A 16,920-nucleotide genomic window follows, 5' to 3' on the forward strand; every position below is an offset into this window, starting at 1 on the left:
CGAGATTTTCGTCTCGCCTTTTTTTTATTTACTTACCACAGGAACGTTCTGGCTCTTCTCGCGTCGGGCTGCAAGCCAGAGACCGCTGTTCTTCATAGCGTAGCCAAACAGTAATCCCAGCATGAGCGAAGGGACCACCAGCTTCCAGTCCCCCTGGCCTGCAAAGGTCGCGCAGGCACCCATGAACGTGCCGGGCACAAAGGACAACAGCAGATGTTTTGCCTGAACGCACATCAGGAAAGCCACAATACCGGTCATGAGGTACCCCAGGATTTCCACATGCGGCGCCAGCGCGCTGCCCTTCATAATGATTAGCGCCCAGACCACGCCACTCAGTAACGTGCTGCCTGAAATAAAGAGCCCTTTATAACCACCCTGCGGACAGGCGAAATAGGCCGTGCAGCCAAGAAAACCGGCCCAGCTCAACAAACCGAGAGATACCGCCACCCAACCCCAGAGGCCGGAGAGGATGCCAGTCGTTATTGCAATACAAAGTAATATGTTCATGGTGCGCATCTTAGCAGATGCGCACCCTAGAAATGAGATCAGAAGCACGTTACGTGCAAGTTGAAATGTATCGTTGCAGGATTTTTGTGATTTAAATCACTCTTCACTCTCTTCTTCCAGCTCATCCCACATGGCAGCGATAGCGTCACGCGTCAGCGGAGCCAGCGTTCTCCAGAACGGAGAGGTGGCGTGGGCTTCAACTTTACCCAGGAAGGTTCCGACCCACGGGAGCAGATACATTTCGAACAGGGTTTCAATCGCCTCATTCTCATCATCACCTGCTTTATCTTCAATCCATGAGGCCGCCAGCAACAGGGTACCGATATGATCGGCAGGCATATCCGTCAGCGGCATGCCGCGTTCTGAAAGAAACGCCCGAACTTCCGCTTCGGTCGCACCTTCCTGCCAGGCAGAACGATACGGCGACACGCGACACTCTTCTCCCACGAACAGCGCGTTGTAATCCGTTGAAATCTGCTGCATATCGCAACTTTTTTGCAAGCGTTCCAGCAACTCATCCTGTTCCAGCGGCCAGCTCTGCGCCAGTTTACCTTCACGAATCAGGGTAAACAGCGGAACCAGCAGCGGATCCTGCGGCTGGCGGTAATATAAGGTGCCCAGCACGCGGCAAAGGATGGAAAACTCATTCATGTTTTTATTCCGTTATTAATTAAAGATCGGCAAATTCATCAATCGGCGCCATGCCGCGCGACTCAAGGAAGTCGAGCATACGACGCGGCGTGACGTTCAGGATCTGTTCTTCCGGGAAATTCACGTCCCGCAATATTTTCAGGCACTCGCTAAAATCACCCAGCGTGAAGGCCGTGTGTGAATCAGAGCCCAGCGCCACCATTCCGCCCGCGTCACGCACGGCCGCCGCAACGTCGCGGCAGTTGGCCTCACTGCCCTTACGCGAATGCACGAACGAGGAGTTGTTGATCTCCAGCGCCACGCGGTGCTTCGCTGCGGCCTGTGCCACGGCCTGAATATCGATCGGGTATTTCGGATTTCCCGGGTGGCTGATAATGTGCACATTGCCGCTGGCAATGGTGGCAATCATCGCCGCGGTGTTGGTCTCTTTATCCTGGGGCGCAAAGACCGGCTCGTGGAAGCCGGCGAGGATCAGATCTAACGAGGTCAGCATCGGGCCGGTGCAGTCAATTTCACCGTCGGTATTTTTGATGTTCGCTTCGATGCCTCGCAGTATCCCGATACCGTCAACCAGACGTGGCCAGATACGCATATTCACAAAATGCCAGTAGTGCGGCGCATCCGCCATATCCGGACCGTGATCGGTTATCGCAAACAGCTTGATGCCTTTCAGCTTCGCCTGAGCGATATAATCATGGAGGTTACTGTAAGCGTGAGTACTGGCGACGGTGTGCATATGCAGGTCAACGGGATACATCTTTCTCTCCTCTGCGGTTTTTCCAAAGGATAGCAGTTATCAGCGGCGAATATTAGCAAAAACCCGGCGAACGCCGGGTTTCTCTCAGTAGCCTCGCTGTCTGTCGACCTGTCCGGTCACCACGTTGCCCTTCTCTATTTCGCTGATGGTATGCGAGATATACGCCACGGCCTCCGCCGGTCGCGTCACGGCCGCAATATGGGGCGTCATCGCCACGCGTGGATGTGCCCAAAGCGGGCTGTCTGTCGGCAGCGGTTCGCGGCTATACACATCCAGCATTGCGCCTTTCAGTTTACCGCTATCCAGCGCTTTCAGCAGATCGTCTTCCACAACGTGTACCCCGCGCGCCAGGTTCATTAAGTAGCTATCTTCTGCCAACTGGTTGAGGAGCGTGCCATTGATAATGCCGACCGTTTCCGCCGTATTCGGCAGCAGGTTAATGAGAACGCGTGTCCCTTTCAGGAACGCCGGGAGTTCGTCCGTTCCGGCAAAGCTCTCGACGCCCGGATAATCCTTACGGCTCCGGCTCCAGCAGCGCAGTGGGAAGCCCCACGGGGCGAGCGCTTCGGCGACTTTCGAACCCAGCACACCCGCTCCGAGGATGCCGATGGTGAAATCTTCACGCTGATAATCCGGGAGCGGTTCCCAGTGGGATTGCTGTTTAAACGCCTGATAATCGTCGAAGCGGCGGAACCAGTGCAGCACCTGGCTTACGGCGTATTCCTGCATCTGCTCCCCCATACCGGTATCTTCCAGACGAAACAGGGGAATATCTTCCGGCAGCATTTCAGGGTGTGCCTTCAGCTTACTGAGAATGGAATCCACCCCCGCACCAAGAGCAAACACCGCCTTTAAACGGCGTCCCTGTAGCATTTCGACCGGGGGATGCCAGACCAGCGCGTAGTCGGCATGTTCATTATCGCCCTGTTTCCATTCGCGAACGCGTGCGCCAGGCAGTGCCGCCGTGAGCGCCTTAATCCAGTAAGCCGTATCAAAAGTGGGGTGATAGAAGATAATATCCATAGTCATTGCCTTTTAGTGCGCTGTTTTATTTTCATTTTCAACTGGCTTGTCAGCATAACAAATTTATCGCTAAACCGCGTTGCTGATAAAAGAGGCGCTTTTCGCACATTTCGAAATCAGGTTGCCTGAAGTTTGTCTAAACACGCTAAATTACTGAAAAAGTGGGTTGACGGCAGTACGGCTTTTCCTTACATTAGCGCCCGTCCCGACAACAACGGGATGACAATATGGTGAGGTGTCCGAGTGGCTGAAGGAGCACGCCTGGAAAGTGTGTATACGGCAACGTATCGGGGGTTCGAATCCCCCCCTCACCGCCATATTTGATGAAGAGCTCGCATGAAAATGCGGGCTTTTTTTTCGCATGTTGCACGACTGCGGGGGGATGAGAACCCCCGACCGGGGTTCGACAACTGGCGCAGCCAGTTGGACAGACTGTGAGCGTAGCGAACAGGCTGCCCGAAGGGCGAGCGAAGCGAGTCAATCCCCCCCCCTCACCCTAACCCTCTCCCCGGAGGGGAGAGGGGATAGTTAGGTGCTCGCATTCAGTTGTCCCCTGGAAACGTTACTCCTCCACCATCCGGGCATATTCTTCGGTGAGAAAATCCACCAGCGTCCTGACCGACGGCAGTAAACCGCGCCGGGAAGGATATACTGCGTGAATCACTTCCCGTCTTGGCTCCCACGCGTTCAGCACCCGAACAAGCTCACCTGAAGCCAGCTGATCCTTCACCATCAAAATGGGCAACTGTACCACGCCCACGCCCGCCATCGCTGCCTCCCGCAGCGCCAGCATATCGGTAGTCACCAGGCGCGGCGTGAAGTGAATGTCTGCTTTCGCCCCCTCCGGCCCGCTCAGCTCCCACTTATGCAGGTGTTTACCAGCGCCCATACTTAAACCCGGCCATTCGCTGAGCTCAGAAGGCATCGCCGGGTTGCCCATCCGTTCAATCAGTGTCGGTCCGGCAACCAGACAGTGACCCCTGTCCGCCAGCACCCTTAATACCAAATCGCTGTCATCAAACGGGCGCGGACGAACGCGGATCGCCACATCCACACCCTCCCCCACCAGATCGACCCGGCGGTTGGTGGCTTCAAGCTGGAGGTTAATTCCCGGATAGCGCGCCATAAACCTCGCCAGCATGGGCCCCACGTGAACGTGCAGTAGGGTTACGGGGCAAGTGATCCTGACCATACCGCGCGGCTCAGCCTGTAAAGCAGCCACCGCCTCCTCCGCAGCTTCAGCCTCCACCAGCATGGCTTTACAGTGCTGAAAGAACGTCTGCCCCACTTCAGTCACCGCAAACTGCCGCGTAGTACGTTGTATCAACCGAACACCCAGGCGTTCTTCCAGCTGCGCAATCCGACGGCTCAGTTTCGACTTTGGCTGATCGAGCGCCCGCCCCGCTGCCGCAAAGCCGCCATGCTCCACCACCTTCACAAACCATACGAAATCATTGAGATCCTGCATACGCCCCCATTGTTCCATTTAAGGAACAGTGAATGTCATTTTTGCTATCTACCGGGATATTAACCCTGAATATAAGCTATTTACATCAACAGGACATCAGGAGTTAATCATGAAAAACGTAACAGGCGTGTATACCGCACCTCGTCCGCACTGGGTCGGTGATGGTTTTCCGGTTCGTTCGATGTTTTCTTACCAGACGCACGGCGAACCGCTGAGCCCGTTCCTGCTGCTTGACTACGCCGGACCACATACCTTCCCGGCGGATGGCGCAAAACGCGGCGTGGGCGAGCATCCTCATCGCGGTTTTGAAACGGTGACCATCGTCTACTCAGGCGAAGTTGAGCACCGTGATTCCACCGGCAGAGGCGGCGTTATTGGTCCAGGCGATGTGCAGTGGATGACGGCAGGCGCAGGCATTTTGCACGAGGAGTTCCACTCCAGCGCGTTCTCGCAGAAAGGCGGTGAACTGAAAATGATGCAGCTGTGGGTCAACCTGCCCGCCAAAGACAAAATGGCGACGCCTGGCTACCAGAGCATCACTCAGGCGGATATCCCGGTGGTCACCCTGCCGGATAACAGCGGAACAATGCGCGTGATTGCTGGCCGCTTTGGAGAGGTAACCGGCCCGGCGCATACCTTCTCACCGCTTAACGTATGGGATCTCGCGCTGCACCAGGGCAGCCACCTGACGCTCAATCAGCCCGAAGGCTGGAGCACGGCGCTGGTTGTTGTTGAGGGCAGCGTGACGGTGAACGGCACCACGCCTGCGGGTGAGGCGCAGCTGGTCGTGCTGAGTCAGAGCGGCGACAAGCTGCATCTCGAAGCCAGCAGCGATGCCAAAGTGTTGCTGATGGCCGGGGAGCCACTGAATGAACCCATCGTGGGCTATGGCCCGTTTGTGATGAACAGTAAAACCGAAATCGCCGAAGCTATTCGCGATTTCAACTCCGGCCGCTTTGGCCAAATCTAAACGTAATAAAGGAGCGCATTATGTCTACCCCTGCAAACTTCAACGGTGCACGTCCCGTTATTGACGTCAATGATGCCGTTATGCTGCTTATCGATCACCAGAGCGGATTGTTCCAGACTGTTGGAGACATGCCAATGCCTGAGCTGCGCGCTCGTGCAGCAGCGCTGGCAAAGATCGCCTCGCTGGCGAAGATCCCGGTGATCACCACGGCGTCGGTTCCACAGGGACCGAACGGCCCGCTTATCCCGGAGATCCACGCCAATGCGCCGCACGCACAGTATGTGGCACGCAAGGGTGAGATCAACGCCTGGGATAATCCGGAGTTCGTGGCGGCGGTGAAAGCCACCGGACGCAAAACGCTGATTATCGCGGGGACGATTACCAGCGTTTGCATGGCCTTCCCGTCCATCAGCGCGGTGGCGGACGGATATAAAGTGTTTGCGGTGATTGATGCCTCCGGCACCTACAGCAAAATGGCGCAAGAGATCACCCTGGCGCGCGTGGTGCAGGCAGGCGTGGTACCGATGGACACAGCGGCAGTGGCCTCAGAGATCCAGCGCACGTGGAACCGTGAAGATGCGGGAGAATGGGCAGAGGTGTACACACACATCTTCCCTGCCTACCAGCTGCTGATCGAAAGTTACAGCAAAGCGCAGGACGTCGTGAAAAACAGCGAAGTGCTCGATTCGCAGCGTTGATCCTGCGCGGTGCGCCATAAGCTGATTAAGGCTTAACCGAACAGGCACGAATGCAGAAAATCTGCTTGACCGCTTTCGCGCAACTCCCTATAGTAGCGCCCCGTTGCCCCCCAAGCGGTCAGGCAGCAAAACAATATGGTGAGGTGTCCGAGTGGCTGAAGGAGCACGCCTGGAAAGTGTGTATACGGCAACGTATCGGGGGTTCGAATCCCCCCCTCACCGCCATATTTTAAGAAGAGCTCGCATGAAAATGCGGGCTTTTTTTTCGCATGTTGCACGTCTGCGGGGGGATGAGAACCCCCGACCGGGGTTCGACAACTGGCGCAGCCAGTTGGACAGACTGATAGCGAAGCGAGTCAATCCCCGCCGGTGCGGGTGATACCGCCTCACCCATAAAAAAAGCCCGCGCATAAGCACGGGCCCGTTTTAAACTATTCCTCAGTTATTCAACTTCCCCGCCGGCTGCTTTCCTTCAGGAGAAGAAACCTGCCCCGGCAATCCCCCCTCTTCATCTCTGCGCTCCCCCAGCCAGTAATCCGCATTTTTAATCCCAAGCCGAACCGGATCAAACTGTGGATCAATTCCCTGCGCATTCTGGGTTTCATAATCCTTCAGGCTGGCAAAGGCTTTTTTATGCAAGAGGACAATGGCAATAATGTTGAGCCAGGCCATCAGCCCTACCCCGATATCCCCTAATCCCCATGCCAGATCCGCGGTGCGGATTGTGCCATATACCGTGGAAGCCATCAGACATAATTTAAGCAGGAATGTCAGCCACGGACGGTGAATTTTACGGTTGATGTAGGCGATATTGGTTTCAGCGATATAGTAATAGGCAATGATGGTGGTGAAGGCAAAGAAGAATAGCGCGATGGCGACAAAGTAATTACCAAAGCCCGGCATCATACTTTCCATCGCTGTCTGCACATAGCCAGGACCCGCCGCCACGCCTGCAATACCGGTATAAAGGGCTGCGCCGTCGACGCCCTGAACATTATAAAGCCCGGTGATCAACAGCATAAACCCGGTCGCGGAGCAGACAAACAGCGTGTCGATATATACGGAGAACGCCTGAACCAGCCCTTGTTTCACCGGATGACTTACGGCTGCTGCCGAGGATGCATGTGGCCCGGTGCCCTGCGCCGCCTCGTTGGAATAGACGCCGCGTTTAACGCCCCACATGATAGCCTGGCCCAGAATAGCGCCAAATCCCGCTTCAAGGCCAAAAGCACTTTTCCAGATCAGCAGGATAACAGCAGGCAGTTTTTCAATATTGATCGCGATAATAACGCAGGCAACAATAATATAGCCGAGCGCCATAAACGGAACGACCATACTGCTAAAGCTGGCGATCCTTTTTACACCACCGAAAATAATGAAGCTTAACAGTACAGCCAGTATTGCCGCCGTAACGTTTGGGTTAAGACCGAAGGCAATATCCAGGCTGGCGGCAATTGAGTTTGCCTGTACGCCCGGAAGTAATAAACCGCAGGAGAAAATGGTCACAATAGCAAATAACCATGCGTACCACTTCACCCCCAACCCTTTTTCAATATAAAAGGCAGGTCCCCCACGATATTCGCCGTTAATTTTTTCTTTATAAACCTGACCTAACGTGGATTCAACAAAAGCAGAGCTGGCGCCTAAAAATGCCACTACCCACATCCAGAAAAGCGCACCGGGGCCACCAAAGGTAATGGCGGTCGCCACACCGGCGATATTCCCTGTCCCTACGCGGCCCGCCAGCGTCATCGTCAACGCCTGAAACGATGATACGCCGGCATCGGTAGCCCCGCCCTGAAACATCAGGGTAATCATATGTTTTATATGACGTAATTGTAGAAAACGACTACGCAGTGAGAAATAGAGACCGACACCCAGACATAAAAATATTAACGCAGGGCTCCAGATAACACCGTTAATTGCACTAACCAGTTCGTTCATGTATGACCCTCAGCGTGATGTTCCAGAGGAAACGATCCCCTGGTGTGTTTCTTCTTAGAATTTAATTTGAACAAGTACGAAACATAGATAATTACCCAAAAGACACCAACTTAATTTTTACTGCTTAGTCATGTTCTGTGACAACATTCACGTTTAATTTTCACCTAACAATTAGCGCGATCATTATATTCACAGGTATTTTGTGGGTATTGTAAATACATATCACATTTTTGCGACCTGTATAAAAAGCGTTCGCGGCAAATTAACAGCAATATTATTATTACCGCAAAACGGTGCGTAAATCCCGTTGAATGCTATAGGAAATAAATATGATTTAAAAAAAGCCATGCGAACAGAGGGAATAAAAGAAGCTTCCCGGCATGACGCCGGGAAGAAATGACTTAAAATGTGAAATGATCTTAGTCGGAGTACACTTCCAGCGTTCGTTGACACAGCGCTGAGCGGACGCAGTCCTCTTTTGTGAAGCGGACCACCCCTATCATCTCATCTTCCTCAAAACGTGACATGGCATCGCTCAGGCCAGACTTCACGCCCGACGGCAGGTCACACTGGGTAATATCGCCGTTGACGATAACCGTCACGTTCTCCCCGAGGCGCGTTAAAAACATCTTCATTTGCGCAGCGGTCACGTTCTGAGCCTCGTCAAGAATAACGACCGCATTTTCAAATGTACGTCCGCGCATATAGGCGAACGGCGCGATTTCCACCTTGCCAATCTCTGGTCGCAGGCAGTACTGCATAAAGGAAGCGCCCAACCGCTTCACCAGCACGTCATAGACGGGCCTGAAGTACGGGGCAAACTTCTCAGAAATATCGCCGGGCAGGAAGCCCAGATCTTCATCCGCTTGCAGTACCGGACGGGTAACGATGATCCTTTCCACGTCCTTATGAATCAGCGCCTCCGCCGCTTTGGCGGCACTGATCCAGGTTTTCCCGCATCCGGCTTCACCGGTTGCAAAGATGAGCTGTTTACTCTCGATAGCATTCAGGTAGTGCGCCTGAGCTTCATTCCGCGCCACTATTGGCGATGCATCGCGGCTGTCCCGCGCCATGCCAATGGATTCTACGCCGCTCATCTGCACAAGCGAGGTGACCGATTCTTCTTCACGCTGTTTATGGCTACGTGAATCCCGTCTCAGCACACGTTTTGCTTCGCGACGAGCTTTGATCACTGCTTTCTGTCTTCCCATGGATAGCACCTTGAGTTGTTGGTATTCATCACACGCGCCAGCATCGGCACGATTATGCGCACGAACATCAGAGGGTTGGCTTCCTTGTAAGCCATTGCTTGCATTACCGGATGACGATACAGAACGGCTACGCGCACCGTTATGCACGTCGGTAGAAATCGTATTTAGAGGTGGAGGGGAGAATTTTGTGGTGAGGAAATCGCTGCCGGAGTCTGAGCCTCCGCGCCGGGTGCTGCGGTTGATGTGTTTACCTTGTCCAGTACAGGACGCAACCATTCGCGATCTCCATAGTGAGTCAATATCACTGCCGGGAACTACCGCTGTCTTATCTTAAGTACATCAGGAATTATCATAAATGCAACATTTATTTTACCTAGATGCAACCTTTAAGACTGCTCCTGCAGCGGAATCAGTCTCATATATGAATATTACAGAAATATAACAACAAGATAGTCATATGGAAAAATAATGTCCCCGCGAACTGTCGCAGGGACGATTATCAGGCTTCTATCAGACCCTGAGCGAGCCAGGTCTTCGCGTCACGCGCGCCGGGCAGGGCAAAGAAATAGCCGCCGCCGATGGGCTTGATGTACTCCTCCAGCGCTTCGCCGTTGAGCCGCTTCTGCACGGTGAGGAACCCTTTCTCCAGATCGTGCTGATAGCAGACAAACAGCAGTCCCATATCAAGCTGACCGGAATTGGTCACCCCCAACGAGTAGCTGTAGCCCCTGCGCATCATCAGGCTGGACTGGGTCTCTTTGGTGCGAGGATTAGCGAGACGAATATGGCTGTCCAGCGCGATAACATCTCCGTTCGGATCGCGGGCGTAGTCGGGTTCATTGTGCTCGTGCTTCATGCCGAGCGGTGCGCCGGTTTGCTTATCGCGGCCGAAGATCGTCTGCTGCTCTTTCAGCGGCGTGCGGTCCCAGAACTCCACGTGGAACTGAATGATACGCACCGCCTGATAGCTGCCACCCACCGCCCAGGCCGGTTCGCCCTGATCCGCCGTCACCCAGACCACGTTTTTCATCAACACGGTATTGCTGCTGTCCGGGTTGGCGGTACCGTCTTTGAAGCCCAGCAGGTTGACCGGCGTCTCTTTCCCTTTACTGCGCGCGGCGTGGTCTGAGATAAAACCTTCCCGCTTCCAGCGCACGCTGAGCAGATCCGGGGTGTGCTTGATGATATCGCGCAGGGCGTGGATCACCGTATCCTGGGTATTGGCGCAGATCTGCAACAGCAGATCGCCGTGGCACAACGCCGCGTCGAGAGAGTCATTCGGGAATCGCGTCATTTTTTGCAGCGCTTTCGGCTTCTGCTTCGCCAGACCGTAGCGATCATCAAACAGCGATTCCCCCACCGACACGGTGATGGTCAGATTATCGGGAGCGATAAACGCCCCGAGGATCCCGGAATCCATCGGCGGCAGGCGCGGATTCGGTGTTTCCGGTGCCGGACCGCCCGCCGTAAGGAAGGCAATGCGCGTGGTCAACAGCCTGAACAGACGCTCAAGGTCAGCCTTATCACTCGCCAGCGAATCGAAAGCCACCAGCATCATCGAGGCCTGCTGCGGCGTCAGGATTCCTGCCTGGTGCTCACCATAAAACGGCTGCGTTTCCATACGCGCATCCGGGGAGAGCGTGCCGGGGGCGCTTTGTGGTTTTGCCGCATGCGCCACCGGACAGCCGCCCGCCAGGGCAAACGCGCCGCCCAGCGCCCCTACCTCTTTTAACAAACGACGTCGGGAAGGTTCCGCCACGTCGTACTCATCATGCTTGTTCATCGCTTAGTCCAGACCCAGAACGCCACGCAGCAGGGAGAGATCTTCCGCCAGCGTCGTAATCGGGCCTTTCAGCGCGTTACGGTCAGCATCGGTCAGCTTGTCGTAGGTTTCGAACCCGTCTTTGGTACGGTATTTCGCCAGGATGGCGTCAACTTTCTTAAAGTTGGCATCCACTTTCGCCAGCAGTTCGCCGTTCTCTTTTTGCAGCTGGGGCCGCAGCAGATCGACAATTTTTTGTGCGCCGTCGACGTTTGCCTGGAAGTCCCACAGGTCGGTGTGGCTGTAGCGATCTTCTTCGCCGCTGATTTTGCTCGCGGCCACTTCTTCAATCAGACCCGCTGCACCACCCACCACTTTCGACGGCGGGAAGGCCAGCTCGCTGATGCGTTTTTGCAGCTCCAGCACGTCGCTATTGAGCTGATCGGCGTATTTTTCCATCCCTTTGGTGGAGCTATCGCCAAACAGGGCTTTTTCCAGGCGGTGGAAGCCGGTGAATTTCGGATCGGCGGCCTTCTGCTCGTAGTCATCTTCGCGGGCGTCAATGCTGCCATCGAGGTCAGAGAACAGCTCGGCAATCGGCTCGATGCGCTCGTAGTGCTGACGTGTAGGCGCATACAGGGATTTCGCTTTTTCGATATCGCCCGCTTTCACCGCGTCGGTAAAGGCTTTGGTGCCTGCCACCAGGTCAGCCGTCTCTTTGGTGACGTAGGCTTTATAGGCGGTAATGGCGTCGCCGAGGCTCAGCAGCGCGGTGCCTTTGGCCGCGTCCGCCGTCGCTGCGCCTTTGACGATCAGCTTACCTTTCGGGTTAGTCAGCAGGCCGCAGGTCATGTCATATTCCCCCGGCTGAAGATTAGCGGTCATTTTCTGGCTGAAGCCAGGCGCGATATTTTCACGCTCTTCCACCACCATCACGCCTTTCAGGATCTCCCACTCCAGCGCCTTCTGGCTGTGGTTCTGAATAATAAACTGGGTTTTACCGCTGTTAACCGTGATGGTCATCGGCTCGCACTGTTTATCGTTGACGGTGACTTTTACCTGCGGAATATCTGCTGCCTGAGCGGCGAAGGCAGACGCGAACAGCGCTGCCACACCAACCTGTAACGCGCTACGACGGAATTGAATAGCCATGTCTCTTCCCTTTAAAGTATGTTGTAACTAAACAAAGCGCTTCACGGCGCAGTACGCGACGGCTGAGCGCTGGGGCGCGATGGCATGAAGAACAGCACCAGCGCCGGAATAAGATAGATAAAGTACATCGCCACCTCGCTGACGCTCGGCGTTTCCTGATAGCCGAAGATACCTTCAAGGAGCGTGCCGGTCAGTGAGTGGGTGGAAAGAACGTTACTAAAATCAAACGCCACGTCCTGGAAGTGGTTCCACAGGCCCGCTTCATGGAAGGCGCGGATCGCACCTGCCGCCAGCCCCGCGGCCACCAGCAAAATAAACAGGCTGGTCCACTTGAAGAACGCGCCCAGGTTAAGACGAATGCCGCCCCAGTAGAGCAGGAAGCCAAGCACAACCGCCGTGGCCAGCCCAAGCATCGCGCCCAGCGGCGGCCAGATGCCCACGTCCTGCTGAAAAGCCGCGAGCAGGAAGAACACTGACTCCAGGCCTTCACGCGCCACGGCGAAAAAAACCATCATGATCAGCGCCCAGCCGTGGTGGTTGCCTTTTTGCAGGGCGTTATCCACCGCCTGCTCCAACTGTACCTTCACGTTACGGGAGACCTTGCGCATCCAGAACACCATCCAGGTGAGGATCACCACCGCTATTACGGCAACAATGCCTTCAAAAAGCTCTTGCTCTTTCTGAGGAAATTCTCCGGTGGTTTCGTTGATAAGAATACCCAGCCCCAGGCAGAGCGCCGCGGCCAGGAAGACGCCAACCCACATCACGCCGATCCAGCGTCCACGCTGGGTGCGCTTCAGATAACTGGCGATAAGGCTAACAATCAGGGCCGCTTCAAGGCCTTCACGTAACATAATGAGAAAAGGAACAAACATGCAGACACCTTAAATGTTTATCGCGGTCAACTGATGCAAAGAAAGGTAAATTCTTGTGATAGTGATTATCATTACGGCCACAAGAAAAACAAGCGAAATATGTGGAGTTTTGATGACCAGATGTAAACGCATTGCGGAATAATAATTGCCTGAGTAACCGTTGCGTTTATAAGGTATAACGAAAATGCCCATTTACGGTTAACCGGGGCTGTGGCTAAATGTCCGCCTCGAAAACCAACTGAAAATAACCCATGTTTAAAATTGTCCATTTCCTGCTGGCGCTGGTGATTATTCTTGCGCTTGCCTGGCTGGTGAGTTTCGACCGCCGAAAAATTCGCATTCGTTTCGTTTTACAGCTGATCGTGATTGAAATCGCGCTGGCATTCTTTTTTCTGCATGCAGAAAGCGGCCTGTTCATTATTAAACATGTCTCCGGTTTCTTTGAATCACTGCTTAAATTCGCTGCCGAAGGGACGAATTTTGTCTTTGGCGGGATGGGTGAAAAAGGGCTGGCGTTCATTTTCCTTGGCGTGCTCTGCCCCATTATTTTTATCTCGGCGCTGATTGGTATTCTGCAGCACTGGCGTATTCTGCCGATCTTTATTCGGGTTATCGGGACGCTGCTGTCAAAACTGAACGGCATGGGCAAGCTGGAATCCTTTAACGCGGTGAGCTCACTGATACTCGGTCAGTCTGAAAACTTCATTGCCTATAAGGGCGTGTTGGGCGATCTCTCCTCACGCCGCCTGTTTACGATGGCTGCAACGGCGATGTCGACGGTTTCGCTGTCGATTGTCGGTGCCTATATGACCATGCTCGACGCCAGATTTGTCGTCGCGGCACTGATCCTGAACATGTTCAGCACCTTTATTATCCTTTCGGTCATTAACCCGGCCCGCCCGGAAGCCGAATCCGATATCAAACTGGAAAAGCTGCATGAATCCCAGAGCTTCTTTGAAATGCTGGGCGAATATATTCTGGCCGGTTTTAAGGTGGCGATGATTATTCTGGCGATGCTGATTGGCTTTATCGCCCTTATTAGCGCCGTTAATGCCCTCTTCTCCAGCGTATTTGGCCTGAGCTTCCAGCAGATTCTGGGTTACGTGTTTTATCCGCTGGCGTGGCTTATTGGTATTCCGCTGAGCGATGCCTTAAACGCGGGGAGTATTATGGCAACAAAACTGGTGGCGAATGAATTTGTGGCGATGATTGAGCTGCAAAAAATAGCCCATCAAATGTCCCCGCGCGGTCTGGGTATTTTGTCCGTGTTCCTGGTGTCGTTCGCTAACTTCGCCTCGATTGGCATTGTAGCGGGGGCAATAAAAGGCCTGAACGAGCAACAGGGTAACGTGGTGTCGCGGTTTGGTCTGCGCCTGGTATACGGTGCGACGCTGGTGAGCCTGCTGTCGGCGAGCTTTGCGGGGTTGGTGCTCTGATGCAATGCCGGGTGGCGCTTCGCTTACCCGGCCTACAAAACAACAGCGGCGGGAATTCCCGCCGTTCTCATTAAAACTGCACGCACACCGGCTGGTCGACCCGCATTACCGATTCCTGCGCGAAACGAGACTTATAGATCCCGCGCAACGCTTCGATGTTCTTCTCGCTCTGCGCGTCTTTACCATGGATGAGCATTAACGCTTTGCTGGGTTCACGCGCCACTTTTCCGTCGTTCCCCAGCCACTGCCCGCGGGCATCAACCACCGTTAAGCCATCGCGAAAACGCGGCGTCACGTCCTGGTCGACAAACTGCTGCCACTCGCTGCCGGTAATCTGCGCCCCTGCCGGGCGATTCAAGCCAAAATAGAGCGTAGTCTGCTGCATCTGGTTATCCGCTTTGCAGGTCTCCACCGCCGCATGCTGCGTGGGAGCGTTACACCCCGCCAGCAGCAGTAATGCTGCCATCATCAACCCTGTTTTAATCATCATTCTCATCTCGAACGGGTGAACGGTCTGTCCCCTCTCCCCTTTGGGGAGAGGGTTAGGGTGAGGGGGAAATTACTCAGCCTGGAGCTTAGACGGCGGCGCTGAGTGGTAATGCGCATCCGCTTCCGCAAAGCGCTTCTGCATAGATGCAGACGGCGCTTTACCCAGCAGGCTAAACACCACAATACCGAGGCTGCCGAAGATGAAGCCCGGGATAATTTCGTACAGGCCCAGCCACGCGAACTGTTTCCAGACGATAACGGTAACCGCACCGATGATCATCCCCGCCAGCGCGCCGTTGCGGGTCATGCGTGACCACAGAACGGAGAATAGCACCACCGGACCAAATGCGGCGCCAAAGCCCGCCCACGCGTAGCTCACCAGCCCCAGCACGCGGTTTTCCGGGTTAGCCGCCAGCGCAATCGCCACCAGCGCCACCAGCAGCACCATAAAACGCCCTACCCACACCAGCTCTTTCTGGCTCGCGCCCTTACGCAGGAACGCTTTGTAGAGGTCTTCGGTGATGGCACTGGAGCACACCAGCAGCTGACAGCTCAGGGTGGACATGACTGCCGCCAGGATCGCGGAGAGCAGGATACCGGCAATCCACGGGTTGAACAGGATCTGCGCCAGCTCGATGAACACGCGCTCGGCGTTCTGGTTCACCGCGCCCGCCTGCGCCGGGTTGTTGTTGAAGTAGGCGATACCGAAGAAACCGACCGCGCACGCCCCCGCCAGACACAGGATCATCCACGTCATGCTGATGCGACGCGCGTGAACGATGGTGTGGTGAGAATCCGCCGCCATAAAGCGCGCCAGAATGTGCGGCTGACCAAAGTAGCCCAGGCCCCATCCCATCAGGGAGACGATGGCCACGAAGTTCAGCCCTTTCAGCATATCGACGTTTTCGATGCTCTTCTGCTTGATCACTTCCAGCGATTCGCCAAAGCCGCCGACGGTAAAAATCACAATTATCGGGGTCAGGATCAGGGCGAAAATCATCAGACTCGCCTGCACGGTATCGGTCCAGCTTACCGCCAGGAATCCGCCCACGAAGGTATAGAGGATGGTCGCGGCCGCACCGGCCCACAGCGCCGTTTCATAGCTCATGCCGAAGGTGCTTTCGAACAGACGCGCGCCCGCCACAATGCCGGAGGCACAGTAGATGGTGAAGAACAGCAGGATCACCACCGCAGAGATAATACGCAATATGCGGCTGTTATCTTCAAAGCGTCCGGTGAAGTAATCCGGCAGCGTCAGGGCGTTGTTGTTGGCTTCGGTATGCACACGCAGACGGCCTGCTACCAGCTTCCAGTTGATCCATGCGCCAAGGGTCAGGCCGATGGCGATCCAGCTTTCGGAGATACCGGAGATGAAAATCGCGCCCGGCAGCCCCATCAGCAGCCAGCCGCTCATGTCGGATGCGCCCGCTGAGAGCGCGGTGACCATCGGGCCCAAGCTGCGCCCGCCGAGGATGTAGTCGTCAAAGTTTTTAGTGGAACGCCATGCCAAAAACCCTATCAGGATCATGCCAAAAATATAAACGAGAAATGTCACCAGCATCGGTGTGCTAATAGCCATTCAAATTCTCCAAAATGTCGAGCGACAACCGTCCGGGTTGCCTTGTTATGTCATCACCGGAACGTAGTGATGTGTGTATGTGTTTCCGTTGGGCGCGCTATCCTGCCGTATACGCATCCCACTGACAAACGATTTAACACTGCATTTACATGAATTTCATCCCTGGTTTTATACGTCTTTCCTATAGGTTGCACTCGCTCACGCTTTTATGGGTTGCACCTTTAAAAAGTGTTAAGCACCGCATAAAAACTGGGCTCAGAAACCGCCGCATGTTCTTTTTCACAGCTAACTAATCGTTAACAATCCATTCATTTTCCAGCTTGCAGACCAGGTCACATTTAACACGGTTGCACAAAGTTGCAACATGGTGGATATTTCACGCTATCAACAGAACGCTA

General features: G+C 54.7%; 15 protein-coding genes, 2 tRNA genes and 1 other RNA gene. 6 read left to right on the plus strand and 12 right to left on the minus strand.

Annotated features, from left to right (window positions below; all coding sequences use genetic code 11):
• Positions 1-24 precede the first annotated feature (24 nt).
• The 4 genes from IPZ49_RS10720 to ghrA form a co-directional block, all read right to left on the minus strand.
• Positions 25-507, minus strand: a complete 483-nt coding sequence (locus tag IPZ49_RS10720; protein ID WP_074143090.1) for a DUF1097 domain-containing protein — start codon at positions 505-507, stop codon at positions 25-27.
• A 96-nt stretch (positions 508-603) separates the two neighbouring features.
• Positions 604-1,158, minus strand: coding sequence for a molecular chaperone (locus IPZ49_RS10725; protein ID WP_063146129.1), 555 nt, complete (start codon positions 1,156-1,158; stop codon positions 604-606).
• Between the two features lie 19 nt (positions 1,159-1,177).
• On the minus strand, positions 1,178-1,915 hold the full coding sequence (locus IPZ49_RS10730; protein ID WP_022647697.1) for a phosphatase: 738 nt from the start codon (positions 1,913-1,915) through the stop codon (positions 1,178-1,180).
• Between the two features lie 84 nt (positions 1,916-1,999).
• The gene (gene ghrA, locus IPZ49_RS10735; protein WP_045307923.1) at positions 2,000-2,938 is read right to left on the minus strand and encodes a glyoxylate/hydroxypyruvate reductase GhrA; all 939 of its coding nucleotides are present in this window, start codon (positions 2,936-2,938) and stop codon (positions 2,000-2,002) included.
• 229 nt (positions 2,939-3,167) lie between these two features.
• Here ghrA and IPZ49_RS10740 point away from each other — a divergent pair.
• Positions 3,168-3,255: transfer RNA gene (locus IPZ49_RS10740), tRNA-Ser, on the plus strand.
• A 44-nt stretch (positions 3,256-3,299) separates the two neighbouring features.
• A non-coding RNA gene (locus tag IPZ49_RS10745) (RtT sRNA) lies at positions 3,300-3,435 on the plus strand.
• Positions 3,436-3,500: 65 nt separating this feature from the next.
• On the opposite strand, the gene IPZ49_RS10750 is transcribed toward IPZ49_RS10745, so the two are convergent.
• The gene (locus IPZ49_RS10750) at positions 3,501-4,406 is read right to left on the minus strand and encodes a LysR family transcriptional regulator (RefSeq protein WP_058646886.1); all 906 of its coding nucleotides are present in this window, start codon (positions 4,404-4,406) and stop codon (positions 3,501-3,503) included.
• 109 nt (positions 4,407-4,515) lie between these two features.
• Here IPZ49_RS10750 and IPZ49_RS10755 point away from each other — a divergent pair, with 109 nt between their 5' ends.
• The 3 genes from IPZ49_RS10755 (at position 4,516) to IPZ49_RS10765 (ending at position 6,299) form a co-directional block, all read left to right on the plus strand.
• Positions 4,516-5,376, plus strand: a complete 861-nt coding sequence (locus IPZ49_RS10755; RefSeq protein WP_022647694.1) for a pirin family protein — start codon at positions 4,516-4,518, stop codon at positions 5,374-5,376.
• 20 nt (positions 5,377-5,396) lie between these two features.
• Positions 5,397-6,074 carry an isochorismatase family protein gene (locus IPZ49_RS10760; protein WP_003858068.1) on the plus strand — a complete coding sequence of 226 codons (678 nt, stop codon included), beginning with the start codon at positions 5,397-5,399 and terminating at the stop codon, positions 6,072-6,074.
• A 137-nt stretch (positions 6,075-6,211) separates the two neighbouring features.
• Positions 6,212-6,299 (plus strand) — tRNA-Ser (locus IPZ49_RS10765).
• Between the two features lie 213 nt (positions 6,300-6,512).
• On the opposite strand, the gene IPZ49_RS10770 is transcribed toward IPZ49_RS10765, so the two are convergent.
• The 5 genes from IPZ49_RS10770 to efeU form a co-directional block, all read right to left on the minus strand.
• Positions 6,513-8,018, minus strand: a complete 1,506-nt coding sequence (locus IPZ49_RS10770) for a sodium:alanine symporter family protein (protein WP_022647693.1) — start codon at positions 8,016-8,018, stop codon at positions 6,513-6,515.
• A gap of 419 nt (positions 8,019-8,437) precedes the next feature.
• Positions 8,438-9,229 (minus strand): phosphate starvation-inducible protein PhoH, encoded by a 792-nt coding sequence (gene phoH, locus IPZ49_RS10775; protein ID WP_017384762.1) that lies wholly within the window; start codon positions 9,227-9,229, stop codon positions 8,438-8,440.
• Between the two features lie 499 nt (positions 9,230-9,728).
• Positions 9,729-11,012 (minus strand): iron uptake transporter deferrochelatase/peroxidase subunit, encoded by a 1,284-nt coding sequence (gene efeB, locus IPZ49_RS10780; RefSeq protein ID WP_063146130.1) that lies wholly within the window; start codon positions 11,010-11,012, stop codon positions 9,729-9,731.
• Between the two features lie 3 nt (positions 11,013-11,015).
• Entirely contained in the window at positions 11,016-12,143 is a 1,128-nt protein-coding gene (gene efeO, locus IPZ49_RS10785) for an iron uptake system protein EfeO (RefSeq protein ID WP_022647690.1), read from the minus strand.
• Positions 12,144-12,184: 41 nt separating this feature from the next.
• Complete coding sequence (efeU, locus tag IPZ49_RS10790) at positions 12,185-13,018, minus strand: iron uptake transporter permease EfeU (protein WP_063146131.1); 834 nt, start codon at positions 13,016-13,018, stop codon at positions 12,185-12,187.
• Between the two features lie 251 nt (positions 13,019-13,269).
• Between efeU and IPZ49_RS10795 the strand changes: the two genes are divergently transcribed.
• Complete coding sequence (locus IPZ49_RS10795; protein WP_063146132.1) at positions 13,270-14,454, plus strand: NupC/NupG family nucleoside CNT transporter; 1,185 nt, start codon at positions 13,270-13,272, stop codon at positions 14,452-14,454.
• A gap of 70 nt (positions 14,455-14,524) precedes the next feature.
• On the opposite strand, the gene IPZ49_RS10800 is transcribed toward IPZ49_RS10795, so the two are convergent.
• Positions 14,525-14,944, minus strand: coding sequence for a DUF3574 domain-containing protein (locus IPZ49_RS10800; RefSeq protein ID WP_045307917.1), 420 nt, complete (start codon positions 14,942-14,944; stop codon positions 14,525-14,527).
• Positions 14,945-15,013: 69 nt separating this feature from the next.
• Positions 15,014-16,522 carry a sodium/proline symporter PutP gene (gene putP, locus IPZ49_RS10805; protein WP_063146133.1) on the minus strand — a complete coding sequence of 503 codons (1,509 nt, stop codon included), beginning with the start codon at positions 16,520-16,522 and terminating at the stop codon, positions 15,014-15,016.
• Positions 16,523-16,920 lie beyond the last annotated feature (398 nt).

Origin of the sequence: Enterobacter cloacae complex sp. S2, assembly GCF_015159675.1 — a bacterium.
GTDB classification, from domain to species: domain Bacteria; phylum Pseudomonadota; class Gammaproteobacteria; order Enterobacterales; family Enterobacteriaceae; genus Enterobacter; species Enterobacter intestinihominis.